Annotated in this window: 22 protein-coding genes; 2 read left to right on the top strand and 20 right to left on the bottom strand. The window is 58.3% G+C overall.

Annotated elements, in window-relative coordinates; genetic code table 11:
- Positions 1-62 precede the first annotated feature (62 nt).
- The 14 genes from ACJJU9_RS06735 to ACJJU9_RS06670 form a co-directional block, all read right to left on the bottom strand.
- Complete coding sequence (locus ACJJU9_RS06735; protein ID WP_153331150.1) at positions 63-1031, bottom strand: GTP 3',8-cyclase MoaA; 969 nt, start codon at positions 1029-1031, stop codon at positions 63-65.
- Positions 1032-1144: 113 nt separating this feature from the next.
- The gene (locus ACJJU9_RS06730; RefSeq protein WP_048368789.1) at positions 1145-1786 is read right to left on the bottom strand and encodes a TetR/AcrR family transcriptional regulator; all 642 of its coding nucleotides are present in this window, start codon (positions 1784-1786) and stop codon (positions 1145-1147) included.
- A gap of 414 nt (positions 1787-2200) precedes the next feature.
- Positions 2201-2986: a TatD family hydrolase gene (locus tag ACJJU9_RS06725; RefSeq protein ID WP_407730301.1), complete on the bottom strand. Its 786-nt coding sequence runs from the start codon at positions 2984-2986 to the stop codon at positions 2201-2203.
- Between the two features lie 32 nt (positions 2987-3018).
- Positions 3019-4005: a DNA polymerase III subunit delta' gene (locus ACJJU9_RS06720; protein ID WP_407730300.1), complete on the bottom strand. Its 987-nt coding sequence runs from the start codon at positions 4003-4005 to the stop codon at positions 3019-3021.
- Positions 3998-4630 carry a dTMP kinase gene (gene tmk, locus ACJJU9_RS06715; RefSeq protein WP_282364421.1) on the bottom strand — a complete coding sequence of 211 codons (633 nt, stop codon included), beginning with the start codon at positions 4628-4630 and terminating at the stop codon, positions 3998-4000. The genes ACJJU9_RS06720 and tmk overlap by 8 nt, the downstream gene beginning before the upstream one ends.
- Before the next feature lie 22 nt (positions 4631-4652).
- A complete protein-coding gene (gene mltG, locus ACJJU9_RS06710) occupies positions 4653-5774 on the bottom strand; it encodes an endolytic transglycosylase MltG (protein WP_407730299.1) in 1122 nt (373 codons plus the stop codon).
- Between the two features lie 3 nt (positions 5775-5777).
- Complete coding sequence (pabC, locus tag ACJJU9_RS06705; protein WP_407730298.1) at positions 5778-6596, bottom strand: aminodeoxychorismate lyase; 819 nt, start codon at positions 6594-6596, stop codon at positions 5778-5780.
- A complete protein-coding gene (fabF, locus tag ACJJU9_RS06700; protein WP_273222130.1) occupies positions 6596-7840 on the bottom strand; it encodes a beta-ketoacyl-ACP synthase II in 1245 nt (414 codons plus the stop codon). Before fabF ends, pabC begins: the two co-directional genes overlap by 1 nt.
- A 111-nt stretch (positions 7841-7951) precedes the next feature.
- Positions 7952-8188, bottom strand: coding sequence for an acyl carrier protein (acpP, locus tag ACJJU9_RS06695; RefSeq protein WP_007987170.1), 237 nt, complete (start codon positions 8186-8188; stop codon positions 7952-7954).
- A gap of 191 nt (positions 8189-8379) precedes the next feature.
- A complete protein-coding gene (fabG, locus tag ACJJU9_RS06690) occupies positions 8380-9123 on the bottom strand; it encodes a 3-oxoacyl-ACP reductase FabG (RefSeq protein WP_048373985.1) in 744 nt (247 codons plus the stop codon).
- A gap of 22 nt (positions 9124-9145) precedes the next feature.
- Positions 9146-10084 (bottom strand): ACP S-malonyltransferase, encoded by a 939-nt coding sequence (fabD, locus tag ACJJU9_RS06685; RefSeq protein WP_273222133.1) that lies wholly within the window; start codon positions 10082-10084, stop codon positions 9146-9148.
- 126 nt (positions 10085-10210) lie between these two features.
- Complete coding sequence (plsX, locus tag ACJJU9_RS06680; protein ID WP_048389065.1) at positions 10211-11221, bottom strand: phosphate acyltransferase PlsX; 1011 nt, start codon at positions 11219-11221, stop codon at positions 10211-10213.
- Between the two features lie 4 nt (positions 11222-11225).
- Complete coding sequence (rpmF, locus tag ACJJU9_RS06675; RefSeq protein ID WP_008375086.1) at positions 11226-11408, bottom strand: 50S ribosomal protein L32; 183 nt, start codon at positions 11406-11408, stop codon at positions 11226-11228.
- A 13-nt stretch (positions 11409-11421) separates the two neighbouring features.
- Positions 11422-11949 carry a YceD family protein gene (locus tag ACJJU9_RS06670; RefSeq protein ID WP_048373990.1) on the bottom strand — a complete coding sequence of 176 codons (528 nt, stop codon included), beginning with the start codon at positions 11947-11949 and terminating at the stop codon, positions 11422-11424.
- A gap of 105 nt (positions 11950-12054) precedes the next feature.
- On the opposite strand from ACJJU9_RS06670, the gene ACJJU9_RS06665 reads away from it, so the two are divergent.
- Entirely contained in the window at positions 12055-12633 is a 579-nt protein-coding gene (locus ACJJU9_RS06665; protein ID WP_153327003.1) for a nucleoside triphosphate pyrophosphatase, read from the top strand.
- A 263-nt stretch (positions 12634-12896) separates the two neighbouring features.
- Here ACJJU9_RS06665 and ACJJU9_RS06660 read toward each other — a convergent pair whose 3' ends face one another.
- The 5 genes from ACJJU9_RS06660 to ACJJU9_RS06640 form a co-directional block, all read right to left on the bottom strand.
- Positions 12897-14021, bottom strand: coding sequence for an IS481 family transposase (locus ACJJU9_RS06660; RefSeq protein WP_407729199.1), 1125 nt, complete (start codon positions 14019-14021; stop codon positions 12897-12899).
- A 404-nt stretch (positions 14022-14425) separates the two neighbouring features.
- Positions 14426-15415 (bottom strand): signal peptide peptidase SppA, encoded by a 990-nt coding sequence (sppA, locus tag ACJJU9_RS06655; protein WP_048389057.1) that lies wholly within the window; start codon positions 15413-15415, stop codon positions 14426-14428.
- 20 nt (positions 15416-15435) lie between these two features.
- Positions 15436-16098 (bottom strand): HAD-IA family hydrolase, encoded by a 663-nt coding sequence (locus ACJJU9_RS06650; protein WP_407730297.1) that lies wholly within the window; start codon positions 16096-16098, stop codon positions 15436-15438.
- Positions 16088-17044, bottom strand: coding sequence for a 23S rRNA pseudouridine(955/2504/2580) synthase RluC (rluC, locus tag ACJJU9_RS06645; protein ID WP_048389055.1), 957 nt, complete (start codon positions 17042-17044; stop codon positions 16088-16090). The genes ACJJU9_RS06650 and rluC overlap by 11 nt, the downstream gene beginning before the upstream one ends.
- A gap of 38 nt (positions 17045-17082) precedes the next feature.
- The gene (locus tag ACJJU9_RS06640; protein ID WP_148070699.1) at positions 17083-17382 is read right to left on the bottom strand and encodes a hypothetical protein; all 300 of its coding nucleotides are present in this window, start codon (positions 17380-17382) and stop codon (positions 17083-17085) included.
- Between the two features lie 373 nt (positions 17383-17755).
- Here ACJJU9_RS06640 and rne point away from each other — a divergent pair, with 373 nt between their 5' ends.
- Positions 17756-20977 carry a ribonuclease E gene (rne, locus tag ACJJU9_RS06635; RefSeq protein WP_407730296.1) on the top strand — a complete coding sequence of 1074 codons (3222 nt, stop codon included), beginning with the start codon at positions 17756-17758 and terminating at the stop codon, positions 20975-20977.
- A gap of 67 nt (positions 20978-21044) precedes the next feature.
- Here rne and ACJJU9_RS06630 read toward each other — a convergent pair whose 3' ends face one another.
- Positions 21045-21656: a hypothetical protein gene (locus tag ACJJU9_RS06630; protein WP_048389051.1), complete on the bottom strand. Its 612-nt coding sequence runs from the start codon at positions 21654-21656 to the stop codon at positions 21045-21047.
- Between the last annotated feature and the right edge of the window lie 75 nt (positions 21657-21731).

Genomic DNA, 21731 nt, shown 5'->3' with positions numbered 1-21731 from the left:
GCCGGCGACAGAAAACCGGCGAATAGTCGCGTAATGCAGTTTGCGCGCCAGTTTGATTGCCTTCAGCCGCCGATGATCTTCATTACCGTGGCGCCACCCGAGAAGGCGATGTTCTGTTTGTCGCCCAACGCTTTCATCAGCAGCCCTTGCAGCGCTGGCAAGGCTTCGTGACGCGGCTTGTTAAGCAGGTCACCGACATAGTGACGATTGCTCGACGACAAACAGCCATGTAGCCAGCCCGTCGACGACAGGCGTAAACGCGAGCAGGTTCGACAGAACGGCACGCTTTCGTTGGCGATGACGCCAAAATAGCCGTGACTCGGGATGTGATAGCGCACTGCCGTGGCATCCATGGGCGCGTCGGCTTGCAGGTATTCGTAACGCTCGCCGATCAACGCAAGCAATTGTTGCAGGCTGACGAACTGCTGCAAAAACCCGTTGCCGTCACTGGCCAGATGGCCCATGCGCATAAGTTCGATAAAACGCAGCTCGTATCCTTGCTCAAGGCAGTAGTCCAGCAAGGGCATGACTTGATCAAGGTTTTGCCCGCGCAGCGGCACCATATTGACCTTGATGTTCATGCCGGCGGCACGGGCTTGCCGCATCCCGTCGAGCACCGTCGGCAAATCGCCGCCACGGGCAATTCGGCGGAACGCCGCAGGGTCGAGGGTATCCAGGGAAACGTTAAGCCGACGAATGCCTGCGTCGAGCAGCAGCGGCAACTTACGCGCAAGCAATTGGCCGTTTGTGGTCAGGCTGATATCACTCAAGCCCAACTGGCCGACTTCACGCATAAAGGTTTCAAGCTTGGGACTGACCAGAGGCTCGCCGCCGGTGATGCGCAAGCGTTCAATCCCGGCCGCTTCAATCAGGTAAGCGACCCCACGCACCATGGCTTCGGCCGACAGCTCGTCCTGCGCCGCGACCAGCCGCTTGCCGTTCGGCACACAGTAAGTGCAGGCGTAGTTACAGGCAGAGGTCAGACTGATACGCAAATTGCGAAAGCGTCTGCCTTGGCGGTCAACAATCATGGAGGGCTCCAGCGCGGGGAATAAGGGCCGTAGCAGAACAGGACTCACGCGTCATGTTCTGCTACGACCCAAGCCCGAGTATAGACCTGACGGCATTCGGCCATGTCAGCAAATTACTCGACCGCAGGCGTGTCCGTGTCACGCTTGCGCTTGTTGCCCATGCGCACGCCGATGTCCATCAAGAACTGGAAAAAGCCTTCCTGATCTTCCAGCACATTGCTCCAGAACGGCGAGTGATACAGCGCCACGGCACCGTGCACCAACGCCCAGGCGGCGCAATAGTGGAAGTAAGGCGGGACGTCTTCGAGCTTGCCTTCGCTGATCCGGCCTTTGATCAGCAGCGTCAGGTGTTCAAAGTTGGACGCGCGGATTTTGTGCAGTTCTTCAACCAGCTCAGGCACCTGGTTGCCTTTGACGACCTTTTCTTCCAGGCGATCAAACAGCCGATAGCGCTGAGGATCGCGCATGCGGAATTCAAAGTAGGCACGTGACAGCGCCTCTTTGTCTTTATCCACATCTGCGGAGTGCAGCAACGTGTTCAAGTCACGTTCGTAGTCGAGCATCAGCCGCAGATAGATCTCGGCCTTGGACTTGAAGTGCTTGTAGATCGTGCCTTTGCCAATACCCACGGCATCAGCAATCATCTCGACGGTGACGCTGTCTTCACCTTGTTCGAGGAACAGCTTGAGCGCGGTATCGAGAATTTCTTGCTCGCGGCGACGAAACTCACGGACCTTACGGGGTTCTTTGTGCATAAGAAAAGGTCTGTAGGGGTCAAAATAGAAGCGGAGTATTATGCATTAGTCACGCTAAATTGCACGGACCATCCTACCGCTGGATGTTTACAGCTGAACACAGAGACACAGAAGCGTACTCAAACGAATTGCGAGTATTCCAAATCTGTTTAAAAAACGACCAATGCGTCACTGGACGTTCGACAAAGCTGACCAATACTTACCTTGTCGGCGTTACATCCCCCCCAAATGCCACGCCGACATTTGAGGCAGCACTGGATGTGCACCTCTGTTTTACTCCTAATGGTCTTAACCCGGATTCCCCAGAGTCCGGGTTTTTTTTGCTTTTATTTGTAGGAGCGAGCTTGCCTCGCGATCTTTTGATTTTCCAAAAGATCGCGAGGCAAGCTCGCTCCTACAGGGATATCGACAGGTTTAAGCTTTTACGCGGGCCAGCGGGAACAGGCGCTTGAAGTTTTCGGTGGTCTGCTCAGCTAAGCGCTCGTAGGACTCACCGCGCAACATGGCCAGAAACTCAGCCACTTCACGCACGTATTGCGGCAGATTCGGCTTGCCCCGATGGGGGATCGGCGCCAGGTAAGGCGAATCGGTTTCGACCAGCAAGCGATCCGCTGGCACCTTGCTGGCAACATCGCGCAACGCATCGGCGTTGCGAAAGGTCACAATACCCGACAACGAGATGTAATAGCCCATGTCCAACGCCGCCTTGGCCATGTCCCAGTCTTCAGTGAAACAGTGCAAAACACCGGCCTGGGGCAATGCCGCCTCGCGCAGCATGGCCAAGGTGTCAGCGCGGGCGCCACGGGTGTGGATAACCACCGGTTTACCGGTCTGCTGCGCCGCTTGCAGATGGACGCGGAACGACAGCTGTTGCAGCTCGGCGGCTTCAGGCTCGTAGTGGTAGTCCAGACCGGTTTCACCAATCGCAACCACCTGCGGGTGGTTCAGTTCGCCCAGCAGCCAGTCCAATGCAGGCGCCGCCCCCGGCTGCACGTCCAGCGGGTGCACGCCCACCGAGCAATCCACATCGGCATAACGCTCGGTCAGGGCTTTGACGTCTGCCGCGTTGTCGGCGCTCACGCCAATGCACAGAAAATGCCCGACGCCCCGCTGGCGCGCAGCCTCAAGGGCGGCGTCGAGCGAACCGTCGTGAGCGTTCAGGTCAAGACGATCAAGGTGGCAATGGGAGTCAACCAACATACAAAAATTACCTGCTCATCAAATCAATCAAATCAGCGCTGGCCGGGCAGGCTTGCCCATTGCACCAGTAAGGCTTCCAGCAACAACACACGGTTGAGGTTGGCCTTGCCCAATACTTTTTGGCGCTGGGCAAGGATCCAGTCCTGAATACTCAAGACTTTGTCCTGCGGGGTTTTCTGCGCCAGGTATTGCAGCACTTTGCGCATGTCTTCCAGCCCCAGGCCGGTTTCGTCCTCGGTCAACTGGTAACGCAAGATCAAGCTCGACCAATCGCAAAACCAGTCAAACAACAACAGCAAAGGAATGGCATTCCAGCCTTCAGCCAATTGGGTGGCCGAGGCTTCACGCTTGAGCAGCTTTTTGACCCCGTCCACGACCGCAGCCCGTTGCTCACGCACGCCTTGGGCTTGCAACTTGACCGCCGCCAACGGCGAGCCCGCGGCCAACGTCAACAACTGCACGCGCTCGTCGCTGCTGCATTCAGGCAAGGCGCTGGCCAGCCATTGCTCGCTCATGGCGGCGCTGGGCAATGGGCAGGCTTGCTGTACGCAGCGGCTGCGAATGGTCGGCAACAAACGGCTCGACTGGTGGCTGACCAACAGCAAAACCGTATTCCCGGACGGCTCTTCAAGACTTTTGAGAAGCGCGTTGGCCGCATTGATATTCATGGCCTCGACCGGCTCAACCAGCACCACCTTGCGCCCGCCTAATTGCGCGGTTTGCACCACAAAGCTGACCAGATCACGCACCTGGTCGACCTTGATCGGCTTGTCGGCTTCTTCTGGTTCAAGGATGTAGTTGTCGGGGTGGCTGCCAGCCGCCAGCAACAAGCAGGATTTGCACTGGCCGCACGCATCAAGCCCGGCAGGCGATTGGCACAGCAGGCGCGCCATCAGACGCTCAGCCAGCGCCCGCTTGCCGATGCCCGCTGGCCCGTGCAGCAGATACGCGTGAGCATGCTGTTCACGCCCCGCCAACTGCTGCCACAGGCTGTCCTGCCATGGATAAGCCTCAGCCACGGCACACATCCAGAACGTGCGGCAACAAGCGATCTAGTTGCCCCTGCACATTTTCCAGTGATTGTGCGGCATCGATCAGCCGGTAGCGCTCGGGCGCGGCCTGCGCACGGGCAAGGTAGGTGCTGCGCACCGCATCAAAGAAGGTACGGCCTTCCTGTTCGAAGCGATCCAGCCGACCACGGGCGCTGGCGCGGGCCATGCCCACCTCAATCGGCAGGTCAAAGACCAGGGTCAGGTCTGGGCGCAAAGTGCCTTGAACGAAGGCTTCCAGGGTCGCAATGCGCTCCTGTGACAAACCACGGCCGCCGCCCTGATACGCGTAAGTGGCATCGGTAAAGCGATCGCACAGCACCACGGCGCCCCGCGCCAGTGCCGGGCGAATCACTTCGGCCAAATGCTGGGCACGGGCGGCAAACACCAGCAGCAGCTCAGTGTCGGCACACATGGCTTCATCGCTGGGCGCCAGCAGCAACTCGCGAATCTTTTCAGCCAGCGGCGTGCCGCCGGGTTCGCGGGTTAAAACCACGTCGATACCCGCTTCGCGCAGACGCTCCGCCAGGTATTCGCGGTTGGTGCTTTTGCCCGCGCCTTCGGGGCCTTCCAGGGTAATAAACAGGCCAGTCACAGGCAGCTTTCCTTAATCAATGTCATTGCGGGCTTGGCGCTGGTTGCTCAGCGGGTGCCGGTTCGACGGCAGGCGCCGGATCTGCGGCCGGTCCTGTAGCAGGCGCAGGCACGGGTGCAGGGCTCGAACGGTAATCAGCACGGCGTTTGATCTGGTATTCGCGCACTGCGTTGTTGTGCGCATCCAGCGTGTCAGAAAACGTATGGCTGCCATCGCCCTTGGCCACAAAGTACAGGCTGCTGCCCGCCACCGGATGCAAGGCGGCATTAATCGCTTCGCGCCCGACCATGGCTATCGGTGTCGGCGGCATGCCGGGAATCGTGTAGGTGTTATACGGCGTCGGCTCGCGCAAATGGGCGCGGGTCAGCTTGCCGTTGTAACGCTCACCCAGGCCGTAGATCACGGTCGGGTCGGTTTGCAGCGGCATGCCGATTTTCATTCGGCGCACAAAGACCCCGGCAATTTGCCCGCGCTCTTGCGGCACACCGGTTTCTTTTTCAATCAACGAGGCCATGATCAGCGCTTTGTAGGGATCGTCATAGGGCAAGTCGGCGTCACGTTTTCCCCACTCCTGCGCCAGAACTTTTTCCAGGCGGTCGTAGGCTTTTTCGAGCAACTGAGCGTCCGTCATGCCACGCACAAAGCGATAGGTGTCCGGGAAGAACCGGCCTTCGGGAAACTCTCCCGGGTGTCCGAGCTTGGCCATGACTTCGCTGTCGCTCAGGCCGTCGAGGGTCTGCTCGATTTTTTCATGCTTGGCCAGGGCGCTGCGTACTTGGCGGAAGTTCCAGCCTTCGACCAGGGTCAGGCTGTATTGCACCACTTCGCCCCGCTGCCACAGACCAATCAGGTCTTGCGCGGTCATGCCCGGCGTCATGCGGTACTCGCCGCTGTGCAAAGGCTGGCCCGCCATATTGAAGCGCCAGTACAAACGCAGCCAGAACGCATCCCGCAGCGTTTTGTCCGCTTCAAGCCGGTTAAAGGTGCCGGTCGGGGTAGCGCCCGCCGGTACGTCAAGCAGTTGCTCTTGCGTCAGGTTCAGTGGCTGTTCCAGCGCCGAGTCGAGCTTCCAGGCGCTTGCGCCCAGCAGCAAGCCCGCCAGCACCAGACCCATCTCCAGCAGCACCAAGAATTTGCGTTTCACGTATCAAACATCCAGTAAGGTGCGAGCAATGCCTTGCAGTTTACGGGTGAGCGGCCCCACCGGCCAGCTCAGGTCTGCAAACGCGCGCACGGGCCAAATGCCATACACGCTGTTGCAGAGGAAGACTTCATCGGCCTGCTGCAATTGGGCGAGGCTGATGTCAGTGATTTGGCACGGGATGGCCACTTGCTCGGCGTGCGCCAGCAAAGCAGCGCGCATCACCCCGGCCACACCGCAACGCTGCAGGTCGGCGGTGATCAAGCTGCCGTCGCGGACTAAAAACAGGTTGCTGAACACCCCTTCAATCACTCGCCCCGACGTATCGCGCATCAATCCCTCGGCGTAGGCCGGGTCTTGCCATTCGGAGCGCGCAATCACCTGTTCAAGGCGATTGAGGTGTTTGAGCCCCGCCAACAGCGGCTGCTCAGCTAAACAGGTGGCGCAGTCAAACAGCTGAACCCCGTGTGCCCCATAGGCTTCAGGGTAAGCAGCGGCAGGGCTGGCTTGCAGAATTCGTCGAGGTTGAGCCTCGGCAGTGAAGCTGTAACCGCGCAGACTGTCGCCGCGGGTCAGGATGAGCTTGAGGACGCCCTCGCCCATCGCTTGCGCATAGGCAAGCAATTCGCTGCGGATCAAAGTGTGATCCACAGCCATCGCCAAACGGGAACAGCCGTGCGCCAGACGCTGCAAGTGCAGGTCCAGCAGCAACGGCTGGCCAGCCTTGACCGCGATGGTCTCAAACAGACCATCGCCGTAGGCCAGCCCACGGTCTTTCAGCGACGCCAGGGCGCTCGCCGGCTGACCGTCGACCCAACTTTGCATCAGTCGGCGTACCGGCGGAACACCAGCGAGCCGTTGGTGCCGCCAAAACCGAAGGAGTTGGACAGCACAACGTCGATCGGCATTTCGCGCGCGGTGTGCGCGACAAAGTCCAGATCGCAGCCTTCATCAGGCTCGTCGAGGTTGATGGTCGGCGGCGCCACCTGGCTGTTGATCGCCAGAACGCTGAAGATCGCCTCAACCGCGCCTGCTGCACCCAGCAAATGACCGGTCATCGACTTGGTCGAGCTCACCGCCAGCTTGTAGGCGTGGTCGCCAAATACCGACTTGATGGCCGACACTTCTGCCAGGTCGCCAGCAGGCGTCGATGTGCCGTGGGCGTTGATGTACTGCACCTGGTCAACGTTCACGTTGGCATCGCGCAAGGCATTGGTGATGCAACGCGCAGCGCCCGCACCGTCAGCCGGTGGCGAGGTCATGTGGAACGCATCGCCGCTCATGCCAAAACCAATCAGTTCGGCATAGATGGTCGCGCCACGCGCCTTGGCGTGCTCCAGCTCTTCGAGGACCAGCGCACCGGCACCGTCTGACAGTACAAAGCCATCACGGCCTTTGTCCCACGGACGGCTCGCCCGCGTCGGGTCATCGTTACGGGTCGACAGCGCACGGGAAGCACCAAAGCCGCCCATGCCCAGACCGCAGGCGGCCATTTCGGCTCCACCGGCAATCATCACGTCAGCTTCGCCGTAGGCAATGTTGCGTGCAGCCATGCCAATGCAGTGTGTACCTGTGGTACACGCCGTCGACACAGCGTAGTTAGGTCCCTGTGTACCCAAGTGGATAGACAGAAAACCGGAAATCATATTGATGATCGAACCCGGCACAAAAAACGGAGAAATCCGTCGCGGGCCTTGATCATGCAAGGTACGGCTGGTTTCTTCGATATTGGTCAAACCGCCAATACCCGACCCCATCGCCACACCAATACGTTCGCGATTGGCATCGGTGACTTCAAGCCCGGCGTTACGCACCGCCTGAAAGCCAGCTGCCAAACCGTACTGAATAAACAGGTCAAGTTTGCGGGCCTCTTTGACGGAGAGGTATTCCTCAACGTTAAAGCCCTGTACCGAGCCGCCAAAACGGGTGGAATAGGCAGAAAGATCCGTGTGTTCGATCAGACCAATGCCACTTCGGCCTGCCAGAATGCCTTGCCAGGTGCTTGGTACATCTGCACCCAGTGGCGACAACATCCCCATACCGGTGACTACGACGCGTCTACGCGACACAGCACTCTCCTTTATTCTATTGACGACACTTTGCATCACACCTAAAGAAAAAACCGCACGCCAGAGCGGCAGTGCGGTTTTTCCATGACAGCGCGCAGCGATTACAAACTATTACGCCTGGTGGGCAGTAACGTAATCGATAGCGGCTTGTACAGTAGTGATCTTTTCAGCTTCTTCGTCAGGAATCTCAGTCTCGAATTCCTCTTCCAGAGCCATCACAAGCTCAACGGTGTCAAGGGAGTCGGCGCCCAGGTCTTCAACGAAGGAAGCAGTGTTAACCACTTCTTCTTCTTTAACGCCCAGTTGCTCGGCAACGATTTTCTTGACGCGTTCTTCGATGGTGCTCATACCTTGTTTTCACTCCTAATGGACAAATTCAGGCAGCTGGCCAGTGGGCAAGTGTATCGAAAGGCTTTTCAGTTTTTCAACTGAAAGCTTTGTACTTACCCATCATTCACCGGCTACCTATAAATAGATTGCAGCTTTATAACGGATTTTAGACAGCTCGTATGACATTTTTTTGAAGCAATCCGTCACATTTAACTCATGTACATCCCGCCGTTGACCGGAATTGTAGCTCCAGTCACGTAGGCTGCACCGTCAGAAGCCAGGAAAGCGACCACATTTGCGATCTCTTGAGCCTGGCCCAAACGGCCCAGCGGAATCTGCGTCAGCAAGGCTTCGCGCTGTGCTTCTGGCAGTTCACGGGTCATATCGGTGTCGATGAACCCTGGTGCTACCGAGTTGACAGTGATCGAGCGCGAGCCCACTTCACGTGCCAATGCACGGCTAAAACCTTCAAGGCCTGCCTTCGCGGCGGCATAGTTTACTTGGCCTGCGTTGCCCATGGCACCCACAACCGAGCCAATACTGATAATTCGTCCCCAACGGGCTTTGGTCATACCGCGCAAAACGCCCTTGGACAGGCGGAACAGACTGTTCAGGTTGGTATCGACAACATCATGCCACTCGTCATCTTTCATGCGCATCATCAGGTTATCGCGGGTGATGCCGGCATTATTGACCAAAATGGCCGGCGCCCCGAATTGCTCCTGAATGCTCGCCAACACTGCAGCAACGGATTCGTCGCTAGTGACGTTGAGTTCCATGCCAGTGCCTTGAACACCGTTTTCTTTGAGGGTGGCAGCAATACGCTCGGCACCGGAAGCCGAAGTCGCAGTGCCGATGACCACGGCGCCCTGACGACCCAACTCCAACGCGATAGCCTGACCAATGCCACGGCTAGCGCCCGTTACCAGTGCAACTTTACCTTGCAAGCTCATGCAGGCTTCTCCTAATTCAGATTCAGACCAGCGCTGCACGAGCGGCAGCGAAGGCATCCGGGGTGTTCAAATTGTGCGTCGTCACGCCTTCAGCGCAACGCTTGCTGATGCCCACCAGGACTTTGCCCGGGCCGCATTCAACCAAATCAACCGGGCCGTTGGCCGCCAGTGTCTGAACCGACTCAACCCAGCGCACCGGCTTGTACAACTGCTCAAGCAAATCGCGTTTGAGGGTGGCCAGATCCGGGGCGATCGCCGCGCTGACGTTTTGTACCAGCGCAATTTGCGGCGCTTGCCAGTCGATGGCTTCGATAGACTCGGCAAAACGCTCAGCCGCAGGTCGCATCAGCTCGCAGTGCGAAGGCACGCTCACCGGCAACGGCAAGGCGCGCTTGGCGCCAGCAGCTTTGCACAGCTCCATGGCACGCTCAACAGCCGCTTTGGCACCGGCGATAACCACCTGGCCCGGCGAGTTGAAATTCACCGCGCTGACCACTTCGCCCTGCGCTGCTTCAGCACACGCATTGATAACCACAGCGTCGTCCAGCCCCAGAATCGCCGCCATGGCGCCCTGGCCGGCCGGTACGGCTTCCTGCATCAGGCGACCACGGCGCTCAACCAGCTTCACGGCGTCCGCGAGGCTCAGACAGCCCGCCGCAACCAGTGCGCTGTACTCGCCCAGGCTATGGCCTGCAACAAAGTCAGGACGCTTGCCACCTTCAGCCAACCACAGACGCCACAAGGCGATAGAGGCGGTCAGGATTGCAGGTTGAGTAATGTCAGTTTGGTTGAGCTGTTCGGCAGGACCGTTCTGGGTCAACGCCCACAGGTCGTACCCTAGAGCGTCAGACGCTTCTTTAAATGTTTCCAGGACCAGCGGATGTGCCGCGCCCAGCTCGGCCAACATGCCGAGGGACTGCGAACCCTGCCCTGGAAAGACGAATGCGAGGGATGTAGACATGTAACAAGCCCCTAATGATCTTGTCGTCGGTGAATTGACGTCGCGCAGTGGCAGACGCAAGAAACTGACAGTTGGATGGCTGTTTCGACTGAGCGGTCACATTTAAGCACTCGCCCAACAAAACGCCTACGGTAACAACCCTTCAAGACGTCCATGCAAACGCTTTGGCAGGTCTTCATGGATTTCAATCAATGCGCGCTCTATCGCACTTTGAAAGCCCTGAGCACCTGCCGAACCGTGACTCTTGATCACAATGCCCTGCAACCCCAAAAAACTCGCCCCGTTGTGCCGGGCGGGCGCCAGATCTGCTTGCAGGCGACGCATTAACGGCAATGCCAACGCCCCCACACAGCGACTGAACAACGTGCGCTTGAACACCGCTTCAAGCCGACTCGAAATCATCGTCGCCAGGCCTTCGCTGGACTTGAGCAATATATTGCCGACAAATCCATCGCACACCACCACATCTGCTTCGCCGCGGTACACCCCATCGCCCTCTACATAACCGATGTAGTGCAACCCCGAGGCCGCTTGCAGCAAGGCTGCTGCCTCCTTGACCTGCTGATTGCCCTTGACGTCTTCAGTGCCAATATTGAGCAAGGCAACGCGGGGCCGGGCAATGCCCAACGCCTGCGCCGCCACCGAGCCCATCAGCGCAAACTGAAACAACTGCTCAGCGGTGCAATCGACATTGGCCCCCAGATCCAGCACCTGGCAATAACCGGTCTGGGTGGGAACTGCCGCTACCATCGCCGGGCGATCAATGCCAGGCAAGGTCTTGAGCACATGCCGGGACAACGCCATCAGCGCACCGGTATTGCCGGAGCTCACACACGCCTGGACCTTGCCATCACGCAACAACTCAAGAGCCACCCGCATCGAGGAATCCGGCTTGCTGCGCAACGCGTGCGAAGGCCGCTCACTCATCGAGATCACTTCAGAGGCTGGGGTAATGGTCAGGCGCGAGCGATCCACAGCCGAATGGCTACTGATCAATTCTTCAAGCAGGGAGGGTTGACCAACGAGGGTCAGATGCAGCGAGGGCGTAGCAGACAGGCAAGCAATGCAAGCCTGAACAATGCTGCGGGGACCGAAGTCCCCGCCCATTGCGTCGATCGCGATGACCTGAACGGACAAGTGATTACTCGTCAGCGCCCTTGTCGATCACTTTACGACCACGGTATACGCCTTCTGGCGATACGTGGTGACGCAGGTGAACTTCACCAGTGGTTTTTTCTACAGACAGAGTGCTAGCCGAAAGAGCATCGTGCGAACGACGCATGTCACGGGCAGAGCGGGATTTTTTGTTCTGCTGAACAGCCATAATTGATTAACTCCTAAACGTTTGGGTCACGCTTTAACTGCGCCAATACACTGAACGGGTTGGACCGCGTTACCTCGTCCTCGGCTGGTTCGGGCTCGTCGAGACCCGCCGGCTGCTGGCATTCTTCCGGATGATGAGCAGGCACGATAGGCAAGGCGAGCAGAAGCTCTTCTTCTATCAATGCATGCAGATCCAAAGGATCTTCGCCCAGTTCCAGCACGTCATAACCTTTCGGTAACGACTGGGTATTCGCACCCTCTTTCACCACGGCATAACTGCATTCGCTGTGGATCGGCAGGGTGACCAGCTCAAGACAACGCTGGCAAACCATTTTGACCTCGACATCGATGGAGCTGTGGATTACCACAGATCTTCGCTCGTCGCGCTCAAAAACAAATTTAGCCTGGACCACACCGACATCGTCGGCGAGAGGGTCGCAGAGTCTCTCCAAATCAGCCAGCAGCACTTCACCTTCAAGGGTAGTGCCGCGATCAGCTAATTTGCGCGGGTCAACGTGAGATGGAATCGGGTCATTCAACATAGGCGCAGCATTCTAGGGACGAGCCCCTCACGTGTCAAAGGAAATTGTGCCTGTGCGACAACCGATACTCTCGTTAGAATTCCTGGCCGCCTACAGGAGTCGCGCATGTTACCTCTATTACTCGCTTCAAGCTCGGTTTATCGTCGCGATTTACTGTCGCGCCTGCGCCTGCCCTTCACCTGCAGCTCACCTGACATCGACGAGAGCCATCGCCCCGGAGAGTCAGCCCTGGAGCTGGTCCAGCGCCTGTCCCTGGAAAAGGCCCAGGCACTTGCCGCCAGCCACCCGGCACACCTGATTATCGGCTCCGATCAAGTCGCGGTACTCAATGGCCAGATCATCGGCAAACCTCACACCTTCGACAAAGCTCGCCAGCAATTGCTGAATGCCAGCGGCGCCAGTGTGAGCTTTCTGACCGGCCTGACCCTGCTCAACAGCCAGACCGGGCATTACCAGACCGACTGCGTACCGTTTACCGTGCACATGCGCCACCTGAGCACCGAACAGATAGAACGCTACCTGCACGCCGAAGAGCCCTACGACTGTGCCGGCAGCTTTAAAGCAGAAGGCCTGGGCGTGAGCCTGTTCCAGCGCACCGAAGGCGATGACGCCACCAGCCTGGTGGGGCTGCCATTGATACGCCTGGTCGACATGCTGCTGGCACAAGGCGTTGCCATACCTTGATCAACTGAAACTGTAGGAGGTGCCGCCCCGTCTTCGACGCCGCGCTGTCGCGCAGCAAACAGGCCGCCGAGTATCTTCAGCATCCCCCAATCGGTTCCCTCTCCTTCGGGAGAGGGCTAGGGTGAGGGGGCTCTTGACTTGAGTACATATCCGTTGCTGCGGCAACGGCCACTTAGGGTTCCGGCCTTACGCCGCGTCACTTTGCAAAAGCGTGTAGAGACCGGACACATGGTTGACACATGTGCGGGGACATAGTGGACACATTATGAACCGTAGTCCGGTTTGTTCACGTCGATAGTTCGCAAAAAGTGATGGCAGAAGTAGACGTCAAACAGTTGATCGCTTTCTGGGTTTGGGCGTATAGCAATATGCTGCCCAACCAAACCCTTGGCGATGCTGAAATAACGTTTCTGGAAGCGAAACCGACTGTGGTAAACCTTGGCCAATACGTCATCCGATCCGTATTCAAACTCCGATAGCTGCTGCGGATATGCCCAGGGACTAGACCGGTACCGGTCCATTGGCACCTGGTAGTCCAACCCTTGATGGGGGCGCTGTAGGTTGTAAATTTCACGCCACCGGTCGAAAGCCGTTTGAGCGTCAGTCAACGTAGAAAAATGCCGACCATTGAGCACTTCGGCTTTCAGTGAACGATGGAAACGCTCAATTTTCCCATTGGTTTGCGGGTGATAAGGGCGGCTGAAACTTATCCGGATGCCTAGGCGGATTAGCCAGATACTCAACTCCGTGATCTCGCCGGGATTACGCGGTGAGCCCCAAGGCGGGCCATTATCGACGTTGATGCGGGCTGGCAAGCCGTAAGTTCGGAAAACCTCGATCATCTTCTTCTGCACCGTGTCCCCACGCTCGTTATCACAAGCTTGTATAGCCAAGTTGAATCGGGAATGGTCGTCCAGCAGCGTTAGGGGATGGCATCGGCCTTGTTGCATCGCAAAGTGTCCTTTGAAATCCATCTGCCAAAGGTCGTTAGGCGCAGCATGTTCAAACCTCAGCTTGGCCGGTGGCCCCTTGTCAGAAGGCTGAATCAGGCCGTGCCGATGCAGAATGTTAGTGACGGTGCTGGGGGCGATACGATTTTTCAACAGGCTGCTGATTGTGCGTCCGCCCCATGCAGGGTTGTCTTGTCTAATCGCCAAGACCTCAGACTCCAAACCGGCCTGAGTCAGTTTCGGACTCATATTAGGCCTGCGGGACTTCTCCTCTAAGCCCGGTTTACCTTGGGCTTTGTAGCGTTCTAGCCACTTATAAGCTGTTTGCGGGCTGATACCGAATCGTCGGCACAGCTCGCGTTTATTGCTGCCGGGTTGCCGTGCTAAAGCAACGAACTCTTCTTTCAGGCTCATGGCGTCTCTCGTATTCCAAGGCATGATGGTTCTCCGGCGAAATTAGCTCACCGAAAAGTGTCCACCATGTCCCCGTACACCCGTCAACCATGTGTCCGGTCTCTACAAAAAGCGGCAAAGTAACCAAAACGCTTTTGCCCCTACCCCTCGGTGCCTCGCTTTGGCTCGGCATGCCCTCACCACAGGCCTTGCTCCGTAGGCCCGCCGCGATCGGCCATCCATGGCCGTGTCGCGGCTAACCCGGCGTCCTGCCGGGTTACCCACTGCGCAAAACCTGCGTTCGGCCAGCGTGGTTTAATGGGGCCTTTTAGATCAAGATCAAAAGCAAGATCTAGATCAAAAGATCGCGAGGCAAGCTCGCTCCTACGGGCTGGTTTTCAGCCATAAAAAAACCGGCCATTCAGGCCGGTTTTTTTGGTGCTTAACGATCAGCGCAGTGTCGGGCCTTGAAACCCCATCCACATGGCAAGCTTCTCAGCCACGCCGGCACCCAGCTTTTTCGAGAAACGGTCGAGTGCCGATTCTTGCACAGTGAAGTCAACCAGCTCTTTTTCACCGATCACATCACGGGCCACCGAACTGGCGCTGCCCAGGCCGTCGATCAGCCCCAGCGGCAAGGCTTGCTGCCCGGTCCAGACCAGACCAGAGAACAACTCCGGGTGATCCTTGTCTTTCAGGCGATCGCCACGCCCTTGCTTGACGCTGGCAATGAACTGCTCGTGAGTCACGTTCAGCACACCCTGCCAAAACTTGGTTTCATCCGGCTTTTCAGGCTCGAACGGGTCAAGAAAAGCCTTGTGCTCACCCGAGGTGTAGGCGCGACGCTGAACCCCCAGCTTTTCCATTGCCCCGACAAAGCCAAAACCTGCCGCCGTCACACCAATCGAACCCACAAGGCTCGCCTTGTCGGCATAGATTTCATCTGCCGCACTGGCAATGTAATACGCACCCGAAGCACCCAGGTCAGAAATCACTGCATACACCTTGGTGTCAGGGTGCAGGCCACGCAAACGACGTATCTCGTCGTACACATAACCCGATTGCACCGGGCTGCCGCCAGGACTGTTAATACGCAACACCACACCTTTGACCTTGGGATCATCAAATGCGGCACGCAAGCTGGTGATCAGGTTATCGGCGCTGGCAGCTTCTTTATCCGCAATCACGCCTTGCACATCAATCAGCGCGGTATAACCGGCGCCTTTGGTGGCGCTGCGCTCCATGTCCATCAGCGGCGTAAACAAGAACAGCATCGCGATCAGGTACAAAAATGCCAACGACTTGAAAAAGATGCCCCAGCGGCGCGCGCGACGCTGCTCCTGCACACCCGCCAACAAAGTCTTTTCCAGCAGCTTCCAGCTTTTATCATCACCGACTGTCGGCTCGCCTTCAGCCGGCGCCTTCCATTGATCAACCATGCTCTACCCCTGCAAAGACTTTATTTAACCTGCCGACCCAGCCAGGTACGCAATTCGGGAAATTTATCAATTGCCAGGCGCGGCTCAAACGTCAGCAAACGCTCCACTGGTTGAGCACCATAGCTCACCGCAACCGAGTCGATACCGGCATTGCGCGCCATCAGCAGGTCAAAGGACGCATCCCCGACCATCAACGCCTGGCTCGACGGCACGTCGCAATGGGCGAGGATCTGATTGAGCATCAAAGGGTTCGGCTTGCTGGCAGTTTCGTCTGCCGCCCGGGTAACGTCGAAAAAGCGCTCCCAACCATGCACTTTCAGCACACGATCAAGCCCGCGACGGGCCTTGCCCGTCGCAACGGCCAAACGGTAGCCGTCAGCCCGGAACGCCTCAAGGGTGTCAGCCACCCCTGCAAACAACGGCGAAGGCTGCTCATCCATGGCGATATAGACATCAGCGTAATGCTGACGAAAAACAACCATTTCCGGCTCAGCCATGTCCGGATAAAGCGTCAAGATGGCCTCGGGCAAACCCAAGCCGATAATCCCGCGAATGGACGTTTCATCGCGCTCAGGACGACCTGTGCGCTGCGCGGCGACTCGCATCGCCGTGACAATCCGCCCCACGGAATCAGCCAGCGTGCCATCCCAATCGAAGATCAGCAGCTTGTACTCACTCAGCACTCAGACGCTCCACTGTTTTGGCCCACATGTCGTCAACCGGGGCCTGCAACTTCAACTCGCCACCGTCCGGCAGCGGCACGGTCAGCATGTAGGCATGCAAGAACAAACGCTTGCCACCCAGATCACGAATTTCTTTGGAGAAGTCTTCATCGCCGTACTTGGTGTCACCGGCAATGCAATGACCCGCATGCAGCGTGTGCACACGAATCTGGTGGGTACGCCCAGTGATCGGCTTGGCCTCGACCATGGTGGCAAAGTCGCCGAAACGGCGCAGCACCTTGAACACGGTTACAGACTCCTTGCCCTCCTCGTTCACCTCGACCATGCGCTCGCCCGAACGCAGGTTGCTCTTCATCAGCGGCGCACGCACCTGCTTGATCGAGGTTTCCCAGCGCCCACGCACCAGCGCCATATAGCGCTTGTCGATACCGTCGCCGCGCAAGGCTTCGTGCAAATGGCGCAACATGCTGCGCTTTTTCGCAATCATCAGCAGGCCGGAAGTATCACGGTCCAGGCGATGCACAAGCTCAAGCTCTTTGATTTCCGGACGCAACTGACGAAAGGCTTCAATCACGCCAAAATTCAAGCCGCTGCCGCCGTGCACCGCGATACCAGCGGGTTTATTGAGCACAATCAGCGCCTTGTCTTCGTAGACAATGGCCGCTTCAAGGCGCTGCAACAAACCTTGCGCCACTGGCACAGGCTCATCGCGCTCAGGCACCCGAACGGGTGGCACGCGCACAATATCGCCCGCCTGCAGCTTGTACTCAGGCTTGATCCGGCCCTTGTTCACGCGCACTTCGCCTTTACGCAAAATGCGGTAAATCAAGGTCTTGGGAACACCCTTGAGCCGTGCGAGGAGGAAATTGTCGATGCGTTGGCCGGCATATTCCGGCGTGACCTCAAGCAGCTGAACGCTGGGGGTCGGGGGGGTAGTCGTCGTCATGGCGCGGATGATAACAATTTTTTATGGAATTGAAGCACTTAATCATTACTGCTATAGTCGCGAACGCCGCCAAAAGCGGCCTGGACAGCGGTATAACGGTGAATAACCGACCCTGACCAACGCTCTTCACGAGGACGGAAGGCCGTCCTACGGGGCTTTTGCTGCATACGGAACACTTGGAGTTGTAACAAGCGCAGGTGACATGAGGCCTGAAGCGAGCCTGGAAAGCAGAGTGCAAACTCGCCTTTTACGCCGATATTCACGGCCAGTTCACAAAGTGCAGTCAGCTTCGGGTTTTTCGAGCGATTGTTTCGGAAACCATCGCCTTTATTAGCCATGATGCGTGAACTCCCCTTTTGGAGAACACGGTAAATGCCAACCCGCTGCGGATTCTGCGCGCGGCAGCACCCGAATTATCAAGGATACGTGTAGGGTGGAGATGCACAACCGCCGGACTGTGTAGCAATAGGCTTTATCAAGACGCTTCATCTCGTCCACAGCCGCTGGTTGATTCCTCCTCCTGACTGAGTGCTTATTAAGTCACCACAGCAAGCAGGAAGCGTAAGTCGCGACTTCGCCCCCATTGGTCGAACCTCGCTGGACACTGGAGTGGCCAACTACTCCTGACGCACCTGACACCGACCATGAGAAGTCGTGTGTGCCGAACGCCGTTTCCGGTAGCCCGGAAACCGACGGTACAACATGAAAAGAATGCTGATTAACGCAACTCAACCCGAAGAGTTGCGCGTTGCACTGGTAGATGGCCAACGCCTCTACGACCTGGACATTGAGTCCGGTGCCCGCGAGCAAAAGAAAGCCAACATTTATAAAGGCCGTATTACTCGCATCGAACCCAGCCTTGAGGCTGCCTTTGTCGATTTCGGCTCTGAGCGCCACGGCTTCCTGCCCCTTAAAGAAATCTCCCGCGAGTACTTCAAGAAAGCCCCTGAAGGCCGCGTAAACATCAAGGACGTCCTGAGCGAAGGCCAGGAAGTTATCGTGCAAGTCGAAAAAGAAGAACGCGGTAACAAGGGCGCAGCCCTGACCACGTTCATCAGCCTCGCTGGCCGTTACCTGGTCCTGATGCCGAACAACCCGCGTGCTGGCGGCATTTCCCGTCGCATCGAAGGCGAAGAGCGCAACGAACTGCGCGAGGCCCTGAACGGCCTGATCGCCCCTGCCGACATGGGCTTGATCGTGCGCACTGCGGGCCTGGGCCGCAGCAGCGAAGAAATGCAGTGGGACCTCGATTACCTGCTGCAACTGTGGACCGCCATCAAAGAAGCTTCGCTGGATCGCTCCGCGCCGTTCCTGATCTACCAGGAAAGCAACGTCATCATCCGCGCCATCCGCGACTACCTGCGCCAGGACATCGGCGAAGTGCTGATCGACAGCGTTGAAGCCCAGGATGAAGCCCTGACCTTCATTCGCCAGGTGATGCCGCAGTACGCCAGCAAAATCAAACTCTACGAAGACAGCGTTCCGCTGTTCAATCGTTTCCAGATCGAAAGCCAGATCGAGACCGCTTTCCAGCGCGTCGTCGAACTGCCTTCCGGCGGCTCCATCGTTATCGACCCGACCGAAGCCCTGGTGTCCATCGACATCAACTCGGCGCGCGCCACCAAAGGCAGCGATATCGAAGAAACCGCCCTGCAAACCAACCTTGAAGCGGCTGAAGAAATCGCCCGTCAGTTGCGCCTGCGCGACATCGGCGGTCTGATCGTCATCGACTTCATCGACATGACCCCAGCCAAAAACCAGCGCGCCGTGGAAGAAAAAGTCCGCGAGTGCCTGGAAGCCGACCGCGCCCGCGTACAAGTAGGCCGCATCTCGCGCTTTGGCTTGCTGGAAATGTCCCGTCAGCGCCTGCGTCCATCCCTGGGCGAAAGCAGCGGCATCGTATGCCCGCGTTGCAACGGCACCGGCATCATCCGTGATGTTGAGTCGCTGTCGCTGGCGATCCTGCGCCTGATCGAAGAAGAAGCTCTGAAAGACCGCACTGCCGAAGTTCGCGCCCAGGTGCCGATCCCGGTTGCAGCGTTCCTGCTCAACGAAAAACGCAACTCGATCACCAAGATCGAACTGCGCACCCGCGCACGCATCATCATCCTGCCGAACGATCACCTCGAAACGCCGCACTTCGAAGTTCAGCGCCTGCGTGATGACAGCCCGGAAGCCAACAACAACCAGTCCAGCTACGAAATTGCTGCCGCTGCTGCCGAGGTGGAAGAAGTCCAGCCAGCCGCTGCGACCCGCACCCTGGTTCGTCAGGAAGCCGCCGTTAAAACTGCACCGGCCCGCGCCTCGGCTCCGGTCCCGACCGAAGCAGCCGCACCGGTTGCCGCACCGGCAGCAAAAGCCGCCGAGCCGAGCCTGTTCAAAGGCCTGGTGAAGTCGCTGGTTAACCTGTTCGCCGCCAAGGAAGAGCCTGCTGCGCCTGCCGTGGTTGAAAAACCGGCGGCTACCGAGCGCCCTGCGCGCAACGAAGAACGTCGCAATGGCCGCCAGCAAAACCGTAACCGCAACGGTCGCCGTGACGAAGAGCGCAAGCCACGTGAAGAGCGTGCGCCGCGCGAAGAACGTGCACCTCGTGAAGAACGCGCCCCGCGCGAACTGCGTGAGCCGCGTGAAGAAGCCCCAACCGTAACCACCGCTCGCGAAGAGCGTGCACCGCGTCCGCCACGTGAAGAGCGCGCACCTCGCCCACCACGCGAAGAACGCAAGCCACGCGGTGAGCGTGAAGAGCGCGTTCGCGAACTGCGCGAACCTCTGGACGCTGCCCCGGCAGTGGCCGCAGCTGCTGCCGTTGTCGCCACCGAAGAAGAACGTCCGGCCCGTGCGCCGCGCGAAGAGCGTCAGCCTCGCGCACCACGTGAAGAACGTGCACCACGCGAAACCCAGGCTCCAGCACCGGCGGCTGAAGACGAAGAAGTCGCGACCAACGAAGAGCAGGCGCAGGACGACAACCAGGACAACAACGAGGGTGATCGCCCACGTCGTCGCTCCCGTGGTCAGCGTCGTCGCAGCAACCGTCGTGAACGTCAACGCGATGCCAACGGCAACGTGATTGAAGGTTCGGAAGAAAACAGCGAAGAAGCCACCGCCGAAAACGCTGCTGCCGCACCTCAAGTCGCTGCCGAGCAAGTCGCAGAACAACAAGCCGCTCACACCCAGGCCATCAGCGCTCCTGCTGAAGCCCAGGCCAACGAGCAAGCTGAACGTGCCACCCAAGCCATTCAGGAATCGGCACCCGCCGAAACCGTGGCAGCGGTAGAAGCGCAAACCACTGAAGTGGCCATCGTGCCAACCCCAGCGGTTGAAGCGCCGGTTGTTGAGCAGCCAGTAGTTGAAGCCCCGGTTGTCGAAGCACCAGTTGTTGAAGCAACTGCACCGGTTGAAGCTATCAAGGCACCTGAAGTTGAAGTGCCAGCGGTACAGGCCGAGCCTGAAGTCAAGGCAGCTGCCGAGCCTGCTCCGGTTGTCGAAACACCGGTCATTGCCGCGCCAGAGCCTGTGGTTGAAGCCGTTGTCGAAGCCCCGGCAGTAGAAGCGCCACGCGAAGAAGCGCCGGTGATCGAGACGCCAGTCGTCGAGAAAGCACCTGAGCACGTCAAGGAAGCCCGTGTTGTCCGCGAGCCAGTTGCCGAGCCTGCCATTGTCGAGGCCGCTCCAGCGCCAGTCGCTGAGCCAGTCGCTGAAGTGGTTGTGGCTGAAGCAGCTGTCGTCGAGACAGCCGTTGTGGCACAACCGGCTCCGGTTGAAGTGGTCGAAACCACTGAAGTGGTGGTAGCAGCGCCGGTTGTCAGCGCACCGAGCAACGGTCGTGCACCTAACGACCCGCGTGAAGTACGCCGCCGCAAGCGTGAAGCTGAAGCAGCCGCCGCGAAAGCAGCAGCCACGGAACAGGAACACGAGTCTAAACCCCTCGCCTAATTCCGCCGGCCACTAAAAAGCCCCGCCAGTTCTGAACTGGCGGGGCTTTTTTTATTCTGTTGTGCAATCAAAAAAACCAGAACGAGCGACGCTCTTTCTCCAACTCATCACGACACTGGGCAAGTTGCGCGCCATAGGTTTGCGATTGCTGCTGAACCTTGCGCGCCACCTGCATCAACCAGGGTTTGCCACGGTAGGTGTTGCGAGTAAAACCGCCGCGCCCCTCGTGATACGCCAAGTACTGGTTATAAGCATCCCACTTGGAAATCCCCAACTGACGCTGAGTACCTGCGGTATACCAGCCGATAAACATGATGGCGTCAGCATAGTTGTCCCGCGAACCTGAGCGCCCCATCGCCCGCTCAAAGTCTTTCCAGGCGGGTGGCTGAGCCTGTGCATAACCATAGGACGGGCTGACCCTGCCCCATGGGATCACCCACAGCAGGTAGGCGCGCGGCGGAAGTGCGTCGGCCACAAAGCTGCTTTCCTGCTTCATGATCGCCATGGCCACGTTGGGCGGTGTGCCCCATTGTGTCTGCATCGCCACCGAATCCTTGTACCAGGCCGGGTATTGGCGATAGATGTTGCACAGATTGTTTTGGTCCCTTGGCGGGGCCGTCATGCAGCCGGTCAACGTCACCAGGGTTATCGCTAACGCACACGCGGGTAGTTGCTTCATGACTCGTCCAGACCTGAAAAACAGTGGGATACACACCAAGCCTGCGTGGGCGTGAAATCAGCCAGCGAGACTGAC

Origin of the sequence: Pseudomonas helleri (assembly GCF_045830615.1) — a bacterium.
In the GTDB taxonomy this organism is placed as follows: Bacteria; Pseudomonadota; Gammaproteobacteria; order Pseudomonadales; family Pseudomonadaceae; genus Aquipseudomonas; species Aquipseudomonas helleri.
The sequence above is the reverse complement of the archived record's forward strand: the minus strand, read 5'-3'. Positions and strand labels throughout refer to the sequence as shown.